This is a genomic window from Streptomyces sp. NPDC015130 (genome assembly GCF_043080005.1).
GTDB lineage: Bacteria > Actinomycetota > Actinomycetes > Streptomycetales > Streptomycetaceae > Streptomyces.
This window is the reverse complement of record NZ_JBIBVC010000029.1, coordinates 62,164-73,819: the sequence shown is the minus strand read 5'-3', so window position 1 is coordinate 73,819 and position 11,656 is coordinate 62,164. Positions and strand designations below refer to the sequence as shown.

Genomic DNA, 11,656 nt, shown 5'->3' with positions numbered 1-11,656 from the left:
TATCGGGGCGACCCTCCGCCTTGCGATCGCACGCACCAGACGCCGTCGGGCCCGCCCTTCGGGCGGCCGGCGCTACTTTCGCAACACGCCCTAGCGGCTGAGGAAGGCGAGCCGGGCCCGCTTCTCCGGGATGAAGACCTCCGGCAGGTCGACCTCGGGCAGCACGACCTCCGGGCCCAGCTCGAAGCCGGCCCGCGCCATGCGGGCGATCGCCTTCTCGTTGGCGGCGTCCGGCTCGACCACGATCCGGGTGCGGTCCCGCAGCGAGAAGGCGACGAGCGCGCCGATGAGTCCGGCGGTGAAGCCGGGCCGGGGGGCCGTGCTCGGCGCGATCAGGAAGTGGACGCCGATGTCGCCGGGCTCCACCGTGTAGCACTCGCTGACCCGGTCCGCCTCGGGGTCGTACGTCTGGAACAGCGCGACCGGCTCCCCGTCCAGGTCGACCAGGTAGCCGTGGTGCGTGGTGAGCGAGTCGAGGTGGGCGTAGATGTCCCGGACCTGCTCGACGGTGGTGCCGTTCATGCCCCAGAAGCGGGCCCGCTCCTCGGTGACCCAGCCGTGCAGGAGCGGGGCGTCGCGGTCGGGGTCGACGGGCCGGATCGTGACGGTGCCGAAGCCCTCGACGGTGTGGACGTAGGTGGCGGTGGAGGTGGTCATCCCTGTTCCTTGGTGAGGTGCTGCCAGTCGGTGGTGACGGGGGCGAGTTCGCCGCGCAGCCAGAGGGGGAGCTGGTCGCGGTGGTGCGGGTCGCCGGGCACCCCGGACGCCCCGAACGGCACGATCCAGCCGCTCCGTTCGCGGTCGGCGAGGTCCCAGACGTAGCGGGCGGCGGAGGCGCGGGCGCTGCGGTCGGTCCAGCCGGGCACGCTCGACGTGGACAGGACGCAGTCGTGGTCCCCGGCGAGGCCGGGCCACTGCGCGTCGTCGGCGTCGGGGAGCGCCTGCCAGGGCGCGAGGCGGTGCGTCACGCCCCAGGCGGCGGGCGGCTCGGCCGCCCCGGTCTCCTCCAGGGCCTCGCGCACGATCCGGTCGACGTCCACGGCGGGCACGGGCCCGGCCGTGAGCAGCGTCTCCAGGGCGAAGGCGACCCGGGGCCCGAGGGCCAGCCAGGGGCGGAACAGCTCGGGGTACGGGGCGGGCTCGCGCAGCGCGGCGAAGGCCTCGTGCCCGGCGAGCCGCCGCACCACGGCCCCGCGCACGGCGGCGTAGAGCCCGGCGTCCGCGCTCTCGGCCGCCATCCGCCGGTCCCAGCCGAGCAGCCGCTCGCGCACGGCGGAGGCTGCGGGGGAGAGGCCGTCGGCCGCCCGCTCCACCGCCGTGAGGAGCCGGGCCGCCGAGGGGTTGTCGGTGTCCGTGTGGACGGTGGTCGTGCTCTCCGGGGTCCACTCCGTCGAGGCGTCGAGCAGCTCGTCGATGCGGGCCGCGCGGTGCGGCGGCGCGAACTCGACGCCGAGGGGCGCGGCGAGGCCCCGGGCGTTGGCCATGACGGCGTGGCCGCGGACCTCGGCGCGGGGGAGCGGCGCGGGCTCGGGCGCCCAGTCGTGGGCCCGGTCCCAGGCCGGCACGATCCGCAGGGAGTTGGCCCGGTGGCGTACGGGTACGTGCCCGGCGACCCGGTGGAGCAGCCCGCCCCGGGTGTCGGCGGCCTGGAGCACGTTGACCGGCTCGACCCATCCGTCGACGGCCGCGTCCACGTCCCCGACGGTCCGGGCCCGCAGCAGCGCGGGCAGCACCCCGAAGCCGAGCTCCCCGGTGACGCGCGGGGGATACCGCAGGCTGACGCCCTCCCAGCCGCCGGAGTCGCCGTCCGGGTCCTGCGGCCCGCCGTCTCCGGCAGGTCCGTCGACGACCACCGGGCCGCGGTCCGTCTCGACGACCTCGACCACGACCGGCTCCCCGCCCGCGACCTCGATCGTCTCCGTGTGCGCGGCGGCCGGTGCCCAGCCCTCCGGGCCGAGCGCCTCCACGCCCCCGTCCGGCAGCCGGCGCAGCCGCTCCCGGTACAGGTCCTGGTAGTCGGCCATGGCGTTGGTGATCGCCCAGGCCACCGAGCCGGTGTGGCCGAAGTGGGCGAGTCCGGGGATGCCGGGCACGGCCAGGCCCACCACGTCGTACGTCGGGCAGGCGAGCCGGATCTGCTGGTAGACGCCCGGTGCCTCGATGAACCGGTGCGGGTCGCCGGCCACCAGGGCCGCGCCGCTCGCGGTCCGCTCGCCGGACACCACCCAGCCGTTGGAGCCCGCGGTGCCGGGGCCGTCCGTCGCGAAGAGCTCCGTCCACTCCTCGCCGAGCCGCCGGGCGACCTGCTCCCGCCACAGCTTGGTGGGGAAGCCGGCGAAGAGGATGTGGGTGGAGAGCCAGACGGCCAGCGGGGTCCACGGCTCCCACCGTTCGGGCGCGAGGCCGGTCTCCGCGAACTCGGGCGCGCGCGAGGCCCCGTCCGCCAGGCCGTCGTTGACGCCGTCCACGTACGCCCGGACCCAGGCGGCCGTCGGCGCGTCGGAGGCCTCCAGCCGCTCGAAGCAGCGGCGGGCGGTGTCGGCGAGCCGGGCCCTGCGGACGAAGGTGTCCCAGCCGGCCTCGGCGGCGCCGAGGAAGGCGGCCGTGGTGCCCTGGGCCCGGTGCCGCTCGACCTCCAGCTGCCAGGCGCGGTCGCGGGCGGTGACCCGCCCCTGGGCGAAGGCGAGTTCCTGCGGGTCCGCGGCGCGCAGATGGGGGACGCCCCAGGCGTCCCGGTAGACCTCGATGCTCACGGAGACCCCGATCTCGTCCGTAACCTTCCGGCGTATCTTTCCGGAACCTTAGGTTAGGCTGACCTAAGTAAAATACAGGATTCCAGGGGAGGAGATCACGGTGGGGCATGGCTGGCAGGGGGCGGTCCTCAAACTGTTCCGCGGCAAGGACTTCACGTTCACGGTGACGGGGGCCGAGCAGGTCACCGAGGACTACCGCAGGGTGAGTTTCACGGACGGCGGCCTGCTCGCCGCGGCCGGCGTCCACCCGACGATGTGGGTGCGCCTCTGGTTCGACGACGCGGGCAAGCCGCACCAGCGCGCCTACACCCTGGTCGACCCGGACCCGGCGGCCGGCACCTTCAGTCTCGAATTCGCCCTCCACGACGGCGTCGCCAGTCACTGGGCCCGCACCTGCGCCCCCGGCGACACGGTGGAGGCCACGCTCCAGGGCACCGGCTTCGAGGCGCCCGACCCACTCCCCGCCCGCCTGCTCGTGGTCGGCGACCCGGCCTCCCTGCCGGCCGTCAACTCCCTGCTCGACGCGCTCCCCGGGGTCCCCGCCACCGTCTGGTTCGAGACGCAGCACGCCTCCGACGACGAGCTGCCGGTCCGGCTCGACCCCGCGCACCACGAGCTGCGCCGGGTCCCGCGCCAGGACGGCGGCGCCGGACTCGTCGCCCGCGTGAAGGCCGAGCTGCCCGAGCTCGCGGACGCCGCCTCGTACGTCTGGATCGCCTGCGACACGACGACGACCCGCACCCTCGCCGCGTACGCCCGCAAGGAGCTCGCCCTGCCCAAGGAGCGCGTCCACGCGCTCGGGTACTGGCGCGCGAGCTGACCGCGCTCCAGGGTGCCGGGTTGACGGTCCGTTACCTCGGGAGACGGTAGGTCGTTTTCCACCTTTCGTCGCGCCGCTCCGCCGACGCCCGCACGCGTCCGCTCGTACGAAAGACGCGGGGCGTGCGGGAACGGTTGTGGAGAAAAGATTCGAAAAAGAACACGGAAACCCCCCTTTGGAGTGAACTCACGTCAGGCGACTGTGCGTTCACTCTCCGTGCGTAAAGATTCCGGTGTCTCAAGTCGCCGAGGCCGCGTCGACCCACCGTCCCCGTGGTGAGCGGCCGGCGACGCCATGTCTCTTGTGGGGGTTCCACCATCTTGAACAGCAACACCTTCCGCATGCCCGCACGCCGCACCGCCGCCGCCGCGACCGTCGCCGCCCTGGCCGTCGGCCCCGTGCTCCTCGCGGCCCCGGCGCACGCCACGGGCGGCGAAGGGCGTGCGACCGCCGTCGTCCTGCGGGCCGGCCTCGACGTCTCCCTCCTCGGCAAGACCGTGGAGGTGCCGGTGCGCACCTCCCTGAACGAGGTCGAGGCGCCCGAGACCGAGAACGAGACGGCGCTCTCCGTGAAGGTGAAGGGGGCCGAGGGCGGAAAGCCGATCGACATCCTCTCCGCCGATGTCGCCACCTCCAAGGCCACCGTCGACGAGACGAAGGCCGAGGGATACGTGAACCTGGTCAAGGCACAGGTCCACGTCCCCGGCATTCCGCTGCTCTCCCTCGTCGAGGTCGAGAAGGTCACCTCCAAGGCGCTGTGCGAGGTGGGGAAGAAGCCGGTCGCCGAGTCCAACGTCCTCGGGCACGTGATCGTCTTCGGCAAGAAGACCACCCTCACCACCGGCGGGCAGACCAAGGTGGCCGTGCCGGGCGTCGGCCAGGTCACCCTGGACCTCTCCCGCACCTCCACGACCTCCAGCACGGCTGCCGCGACCGCCCTCGAACTCAAGGTGGAGGTCGACCCGCTGAAGCTGGGCGTGGCCGAGGTCAACGGCACCGTGACGCTCGCCGAGGCCACCTGCGAGACGCCCGAGGGCCCGGCCCCGACGGAGGAGCCCACCAAGGAGCCGACGAAGGAGCCCACGCAGCAGCCCACCGAGCAGCCCACGAAGGAGCCGAGCGAGCGGCCCTCCGAGCAGCCCTCGCAGCAGCCCACCGCCGAGCCGAGCAGCGACGGCGGCGTGAAGACCAACAACGGCGGCACCACCCCGACCGAGAACCTCGCCGAGACCGGCGGCAGCTCCTCCACCACCTACATCGCGGCGGGCGCCCTCGCCCTCCTGGTGGCCGGCGGCGGCGCGCTGGCCGTGACCCGCGCGCGTGCCCGCTCGCGCGGCTGACGGCCCGAGGGGGAGGCGCCGGGGGGTGCCGGAACGGTAGGGGAAGTGGGGAACGGGCTGCGGGGAGGGCGACGGTGACGACGTCGCCCTCCCCGCAGCCTTTCCCGCGTGTGCCTCCGTCCGCCGCTCGTGCGGCGATCTCCCGCCCCGTCCGGTACGCCGGGCCTCAGCCGTTCAGCAGGAGCGCCTGGTCCAAGGCCTGGAGGAAACGGTTCGTCGTCGCCCGGTCCCGGACCGCGAGCCGCAGCCAGTTCCGGTCGAGCCCCGGGAACGTGTCGCCCCGCCGGGCCGCGAAGCCCAGGAGCCGCAGCCGGTCCCGTATCGCGTCCGCCCCGTCGATCCGCATCAGCACGAAGGGGCCCTCCGCCCCGGCGACCGTCCGCACCTCGTCGAACTCCGCCAGGCCGGCCAGCAGATGCGCCCGCTCCACACCGATCCGGTGCGCCGCGTGCTCGGCCTCCGCCAGGGCCATCCGCGACATACAGGCCTCCGCCGCCACCAGGGCCGGCGTCGACACCGGCCACAGCGGCTGAGCCCGTTCCAGCAGGGCGATCGTCTCCGGTTCGGCGAGGACGTACCCGATCCGCAGGCCCGCGAGCCCCCAGGTCTTGGTGAGACTGCGCAGCACCACGAGCCCCGGCACGTCGGTCCGCCCGGCCAGCGACTCCCGCTCGCCCGGCACCGCGTCCATGAACGCCTCGTCGACCACCAGCGTCCGGCCCGGCCGGGCCAGGGCGGCGATCGAGGCGGCGGGATGCAGGACGGAGGTCGGGTTCGTGGGGTTCCCGATCACCACCAGGTCCGCGTCCTCCGGCACCGCCGCCGGATCCAGCCGGAAGCCGTCCTCCTCGCGGAGCAGCACCCGGCCCACCTCGTGCCCGGCGTCGCGCAGCGCCGCCTCCGGCTCGGTGAACTGCGGGTGCACCACCACGGGCCGACGCACCGGCAGCGCCCGCGCGAGCAGCACGAACGCCTCCGCGGCGCCCGCCGTGAGCAGCACGCGGCCGGGCGGCAGATCGTGCCGCACGGCGACCGCGGCCCGTGCGGCCCGGCCGTCGGGATAGGCCGCGAGGCCCGTCAGCGAATCGGCGATTCTCTTGCGGAGCCAGTCCGGAGGGGTGTTCGTCCGGACATTGACCGCGAGATCGATCAACTTCTCGTCCCGGACCTCGGCGTCACCGTGGTGGCGCAGGTCGTGGGCGTCGGATTGCGTGTGCATGTCCATGGCCGCCGTCGTGTGGGGGGTGGGGATGGTGGGGGGTGAGCCAGGCTCGCGAGCGATGTACCCGTGAGTCAGGTGCAACAACCGTACGCCTGGGGCATGTTCGTGCGGACAAACCGGGACGCAGGCGGCAAGCGCACACGTAACGCTTCGCGATTTCCGCTTCGGCACCAGCAGTACGGCCCGCGCGACGCCCGCGCCTCCCGCACCGCCCGTGCCCGCGGCACTTCCCGTACCCGCAGCGCCCCCGGCATTGCCCGCATCCGTCGCACTCCCGACGCGGCCCGCACCCGTCGCACCCTCGGCACCGCCCGTGCTTCCCTCGGCGCCCGCGCCGGCGCTCCCGCCCGCTGTGAGCAGCGCGGCTGCCTCCGCCACCGAGGGCGTTCCCGTCGCGTCCAGCGGCAGCGCCGACGGATGCGGTACGGGGACGGCGGCCAGCGCCCCGGCCGGGAACCCCCGCACCGGAACCCCCAGCTCCGCGCCCGCGCCCGCGATGCCCGGCTCCGCGGCCCGCGCCTCCAGCGTGGCCAGCGACCGCACGGCCGCCCGCGTCAGCCCGGCCTCCCGCAGCACCGCGTCGACCAGCGCGAGGACCTCGTCCACCGCGGCCCCCGGCCGGGCCCCCACGCCGAGGTGCGCGCACACCGCCGCATCCGGTAGCAAAGCCCCATGGCTGTGGTCGTCGCGCTCGGCGCGTTCCTCATGACGCTCTTCGGCGGGTGGGTCGCCGGGCGGGTCACCGACCGTCGCCACCTCGTCCTCGGCCTCGCCGGCGGGCTCATGCTCGGCGTCGTCGGACTCGACCTCCTGCCGGAGGCCCTGGAGGCCGCGGGGGAGAAGGTGTTCGGCGTCCCGGAGGCCCTGCTGCTCTTCGTCGGCGGCTTCCTCTTCGCCCATGCGGTGGAACGCCTCCTCGCCGTACGCCAGGCGGCGCACGGGGTCGGGGCCGACGAGCGGGTCCCGCAGGTCGGCCTCACCGCGGCCGCCGCGATGGTCCTGCACAGCCTCATGGACGGCATCGCGCTCGGCGCCGCCTTCCAGGTCGGCGGCGGCATGGGCGCCACCGTCGCCCTCGCCGTCATCACCCACGACTTCGCCGACGGCTTCAACACGTACACGATCACGAGCCTCTACGGGAACGCCCGCCGCAGGGCCGTCGGGATGCTCGTCGCCGACGCGGTCGCCCCGATCCTCGGCGCCGCCTCCACTCTGCTGTTCACCCTTCCGGAGGAACTTCTCGGCGCCTATCTCGGCTTCTTCGGCGGCGCACTGCTCTACCTCGCCGCCGCCGAGATCCTGCCCGAGGCCCACCACGAACACCCCGCCCGCTCGACCCTGCTGTGCACGGTCGGGGGCGTGGGCTTCATCTGGCTCGTGGTGGGCGTCTCCGGCGGCTGATCTCACGCGCAGTGCTCCACGAAACGCGCGGCGGCCTCCGGCGACCCCGCCCAGTGGGTGTGGACGTAACTGGCGTGGACCCCGCCCTGCACGAAGCCCTCGACCCGCCGCTCGGGCTGGCGCAGCCCCCAGGCGGCCATGGCCCCGGCGCCCGGCTCGATCACGGTCCGGTGGAACTCGTGCCCCCGCATCCGCGCCCCGGCCGGGGCCAGCACGCTGTCGCTCACGGCGACGGCGTCCCGGTAGCCGAGGGTGAGCCGCTCCGACATCCGCGCGTCCGCGTCGAGCACTCCGCACATGGGCCGGCCGTCGAGCGACCGCGCCAGGTACAGCAGCCCGGCGCACTCGGCGGCGATCGGCGCCCCGGCCGCGGCGAGCTCGGCGACGGCCTTCCGCAGCGGCTCGTTCGCGGAGAGCTCGGCCCCGTACATCTCGGGGAACCCGCCGCCTATGACGAGCCCGGAGGTCCCCTCGGGCAGCGCCTCGTCCCGCAGCGGGTCGAAGGTGACGACCTCGGCCCCGGCAGCGGTCAGCAGCTCGGCGTGCTCGGCGTACGAGAACGTGAACGCGGCACCTCCGGCGACAGCGACCCGCCGTGGTGGGCGATCGTCCCGCAGGGCTGGGGGTACCTCCCAGGCGGAGCTCTGGGGGAGGGTGGGCACCACGGGACCACCGGCGTGCAGCCGCTCCCCGACCCCAGGCACCCACGGCTCGGCGTGCAGTTCAGGCGCACTGCGCGCCAATGCGAGCAGCGCCTCCAGATCGCACCCGGCCAGCACCTGCTCCGCCTGCGCGGCCACCGCCTCCACGGCCGCCGCCTGCCGCTCGGCCACCGGCACAAGCCCCAGATGCCGCGACGGAGTCGCCACGGCGGGCGCCCGTCGCAGCACGCCGAGCACCGGCACGCCGGACCCCCCGAGCGCCTCCCGCAACAAGTGCTCGTGCCGATCGGTCGCGACCTTGTTGAGGATCACGCCCCCGATCCGCACCTCGGGGTCCCAGGAAGCGAAGCCGTGCACGAGCGCCGCCACCGAACGCGACTGCGAGGACGCGTCCACGACGAGCACCACCGGCGCCTTGAGCAGCTTCGCCACCTGCGCGGTGGACGCCAGCTCGCCCTGGTCGGCGGCCCCGTCGTACAGGCCCATGACACCCTCGACCACGGCCAGGTCGCAGCCGCGGGCCCCGTGCAGGAAGAGCGGCGCGATCTGCCCCGTACCGCACATGTACGCGTCGAGGTTGCGGCCCGGGCGGCCGGTCGCGAGCGCGTGGTAGCCGGGGTCGATGTAGTCGGGCCCGACCTTGTGCGGGGAGACGGCGAGCCCACGGCCGGCGAACGCGGCCATCAGGCCGGTCGCGACCGTGGTCTTGCCCGCGCCCGAGGAGGGCGCGGCGATGACGAGACGTGCTACCACTCGATGCCCCGCTGGCCCTTCTGACCGGCGTCCATGGGGTGCTTGACCTTGGACATGTCGGTGACGAGGTCGGCGAAGTCGACCAGCTCCTGCGGCGCGTTGCGCCCGGTGATGACGACGTGCTGGTGTCCGGGACGGTCACGGAGGACCTCGACGACCTCCTTGACGTCGATCCAGCCCCAGTGGAGGAGGTAGGCGAACTCGTCGAGGACGTAGAACTTGTACCGCTCCTCGGCGAGGTCCCGCTTGACCTGCTCCCAGCCCTCGCGGGCCTTCTCCTCGTGCGACTGCTCGCCCTCGGCGACCTCGCGCTGGATCCAGGACCAGCCCTCGCCCATCTTGTTCCAGGTGACGGTGCCGCCCTTGCCGGTCTCGCCGAGCGCCTTGAGGGCGTTCTCCTCGCCGACCTTCCACTTGGCGGACTTGACGAACTGGAACACCCCGATCGGCCAGCCCTGGTTCCAGGCGCGCAGCGCCATGCCGAACGCGGCGGTCGACTTCCCCTTGCCGACGCCCGTGTGCACCATCACGAGTGCCCGGTTGCGGCGCTGACGGGTGGTGAGACCGTCGTCGGGCACGACGGTCGGCTGTCCCTGCGGCATTAAGCGGCCCTCCATGCTGTCTGCGTTGTCTGTCCTGCTGCCTGTACGTCCTTGACGAGGCCGGCGATCGCGTCGGCGCGCAGCTCGTCCAAGGTGACGGCGGTGCCGCCGAGTTCGCGTGCGAGGCTCCCGGCGAGCCCGAGCCGCACCGGCCCGGTCTCGCAGTCCACGACCACGCTCGCCGTGCCGTCGGCGGCGTGCAGCCGGGCCGCCCGGGCGGCCAGCGCCACCGGGTCGGCGCCGCCGCCGGTCGCCCGGCCGTCGGTCACGACGACGAGCAGCGGGCGCCGCGAGGGGTCCCGCAGCCGCTCGATCCGCAGGACGTCGTGGGCCTTGAGGAGTCCGGCCGACAGCGGTGTGCGGCCACCCGTCGGGAGCTGTTCGAGGCGGGCGGCCGCCGCGTCCACGGACGAGGTCGGCGGCAGCGCGAGCTCGGCGGTACGGCCCCGGAAGGTGACCAGGCCGACCTTGTCGCGCCGCTGGTAGGCGTCGAGGAGCAGCGAGAGGACGGCCCCCTTGACGGCGCTCATCCGCTGCCGGGCCGCCATCGAGCCGGAGGCGTCGACGGCGAACAGCACGAGGTTCCCCTCGCGGCCCTCGCGGGTCGCCTGCCGGAGGTCGTCCCGCCGGACGACGAGCCCGGGACCGGTCCGCCCGCGCGCCCGCTGGTGCGGGGCCGCGGCCTGGACGGTCGCCGCGAGGTGCAGCTTGGTCAGCGCGCCCCGGGGCCGGGTGGATCCGGTGGTACGGCCGTGCTCGGTACGGGCCCGGGAGCGGCGCCCGGCGGCGCCCTCGCCCAGGCCGGGGACGCTCAGCATCCTCGTACGGAAGGGCTCGGCGGCCTTGACGGCGGCGCGCTCACCGGAGCCGGCGCCCGCGGTCTGCGGAGCGGGCGAGGGAGCCTCGTCGGGGGAGGGAGCGGGAGTCTCGTCGGGCGAGGGCGTCTCCTCCGGTGCGGGGGAGTGCTCGGGCGCGGGCCCTTCGCCCTGCGGCGGAATGCCCCCGCCGGGACCTCCGCCGGGGCCCCCGTCACCGGGGCCGTCCGGCTCGGGATCCTCGTCGTCCCCCTTGAACTGCTCCAGCGTCTCGTCGAGCTTGTCCTCGTCGAGGCCGGGGGCGTCGAAGGGGTTGCGCCGGCGCCGGTGGGGGAGGGCCAGGAGCGCGGCCTGCCGCACGTCCTCGGAGGTGACCTCGTCCCGCCCGGCCCAGGCCGCGAGGGCGGTCGCGGCCCGCGCCATGACGATGTCGGCGCGCATGCCGTCGACCTCGAAGGCGGCGCAGGTCGCGGCGATCTGGAGGAGTGCGGCGTCCCCGATGGCCACCTTCGGCAGCAGGGCGCGGGCGGCGACGATCCGGTCCCGCAGCGCGGTCTCCTCGTCGGCCCAGCGCGCGGCGAAGCCGACCGGGTCGTCCTCGAAGGCGAGCCGCCGCCGGACGACCTCCACGCGCTGCTCGGGCACGCGGGAGGCGGCGACCTCGACGGTCAGCCCGAACCGGTCGAGCAGCTGCGGCCGCAGCTCGCCCTCCTCGGGGTTCATGGTCCCGACGAGCAGGAAACGGGCGGCGTGCCGCACGGAGACGCCTTCGCGCTCGACGTGGGAGGCGCCCATGGCGGCGGCGTCGAGCAGGTGGTCGATCAGGTGGTCGCTCAGCAGATTGACCTCGTCGACGTAGAGGATGCCCCGGTGCGCCGCGGCGAGGAGCCCCGGCTCGAAGGCCTTCACGCCCTCGGCGAGCGCCTTCTCGATGTCGAGCGCGCCGACGAGCCGGTCCTCGGAGGCGCCGACGGGCAGCTCGACCATCCGCGCGGGACGCTCGACGCCGGGCGCCGTGCCGTGCGGCCCGTCGGGGCAGCCGAGGTCGGGCGACGCGGGGTCGCAGCTGAACCGGCAGCCGGAGACGACGGGCACGGCGGGCAGCAGATCGGCGAGGGCCCGGACGGCGGTGGACTTGGCGGTGCCCTTCTCACCCCGCACGAGCACACCGCCCACGGCCGGACTCACCGCGTTGAGCAGCAACGCGAGCCGCAGATCGTCCATGCCGACGACGGCGGTGAACGGGTACCGGGTGCTCATCGGTCGGTTCCTTCCTCAGGTTCGGTCA

At 74.5% G+C, this 11,656-nt stretch carries 9 protein-coding genes; 3 read left to right on the top strand and 6 right to left on the bottom strand.

The genetic code is table 11. The annotated features are described in order from the left end of the window. Positions 1–90 precede the first annotated feature (90 nt). Entirely contained in the window at positions 91–657 is a 567-nt protein-coding gene (locus ACF08F_RS36820; RefSeq protein ID WP_392302911.1) for a GNAT family N-acetyltransferase, read from the bottom strand. After that, a complete protein-coding gene (locus ACF08F_RS36815; protein WP_392302910.1) occupies positions 654–2,753 on the bottom strand; it encodes a penicillin acylase family protein in 2,100 nt (699 codons plus the stop codon). Before ACF08F_RS36815 ends, ACF08F_RS36820 begins: the two co-directional genes overlap by 4 nt. A 100-nt stretch (positions 2,754–2,853) precedes the next feature. Here ACF08F_RS36815 and ACF08F_RS36810 point away from each other — a divergent pair, with 100 nt between their 5' ends. Continuing rightward, positions 2,854–3,573 (top strand): siderophore-interacting protein, encoded by a 720-nt coding sequence (locus tag ACF08F_RS36810; protein ID WP_392302909.1) that lies wholly within the window; start codon positions 2,854–2,856, stop codon positions 3,571–3,573. 320 nt (positions 3,574–3,893) lie between these two features. Then, complete coding sequence (locus ACF08F_RS36805) at positions 3,894–4,913, top strand: SCO1860 family LAETG-anchored protein (protein ID WP_392302908.1); 1,020 nt, start codon at positions 3,894–3,896, stop codon at positions 4,911–4,913. Between the two features lie 166 nt (positions 4,914–5,079). Here ACF08F_RS36805 and cobC read toward each other — a convergent pair whose 3' ends face one another. Then, positions 5,080–6,765, bottom strand: coding sequence for an Rv2231c family pyridoxal phosphate-dependent protein CobC (gene cobC, locus ACF08F_RS36800; protein WP_392302913.1), 1,686 nt, complete (start codon positions 6,763–6,765; stop codon positions 5,080–5,082). 42 nt (positions 6,766–6,807) lie between these two features. Between cobC and ACF08F_RS36795 the strand changes: the two genes are divergently transcribed. After that, complete coding sequence (locus tag ACF08F_RS36795) at positions 6,808–7,536, top strand: ZIP family metal transporter (protein WP_392302907.1); 729 nt, start codon at positions 6,808–6,810, stop codon at positions 7,534–7,536. Positions 7,537–7,538: 2 nt separating this feature from the next. Here the strand turns inward: ACF08F_RS36795 and ACF08F_RS36790 are convergent, their stop codons facing one another. The 3 genes from ACF08F_RS36790 to ACF08F_RS36780 are packed head-to-tail and all read right to left on the bottom strand — an operon-like array spanning position 7,539 to position 11,628. Further along, complete coding sequence (locus ACF08F_RS36790) at positions 7,539–8,951, bottom strand: cobyrinate a,c-diamide synthase (protein ID WP_392302906.1); 1,413 nt, start codon at positions 8,949–8,951, stop codon at positions 7,539–7,541. Further along, positions 8,945–9,553, bottom strand: a complete 609-nt coding sequence (cobO, locus tag ACF08F_RS36785) for a cob(I)yrinic acid a,c-diamide adenosyltransferase (RefSeq protein WP_392302905.1) — start codon at positions 9,551–9,553, stop codon at positions 8,945–8,947. Before cobO ends, ACF08F_RS36790 begins: the two co-directional genes overlap by 7 nt. Then, positions 9,553–11,628 (bottom strand): putative cobaltochelatase, encoded by a 2,076-nt coding sequence (locus ACF08F_RS36780; protein ID WP_392302904.1) that lies wholly within the window; start codon positions 11,626–11,628, stop codon positions 9,553–9,555. Before ACF08F_RS36780 ends, cobO begins: the two co-directional genes overlap by 1 nt. Positions 11,629–11,656 lie beyond the last annotated feature (28 nt).

What these genes read in the sequence shown, in the direction of transcription:
- ACF08F_RS36820 (WP_392302911.1), bottom strand. Translation starts at nt 657, where the DNA reads ATGACCACCTCCACCGCCACCTACGTCCACACCGTCGAGGGCTTCGGC.
- ACF08F_RS36795 (WP_392302907.1), top strand. Translation starts at nt 6,808, where the DNA reads ATGGCTGTGGTCGTCGCGCTCGGCGCGTTCCTCATGACGCTCTTCGGC.
- cobO (WP_392302905.1), bottom strand. Translation starts at nt 9,553, where the DNA reads ATGCCGCAGGGACAGCCGACCGTCGTGCCCGACGACGGTCTCACCACC.
- ACF08F_RS36780 (WP_392302904.1), bottom strand. Translation starts at nt 11,628, where the DNA reads ATGAGCACCCGGTACCCGTTCACCGCCGTCGTCGGCATGGACGATCTG.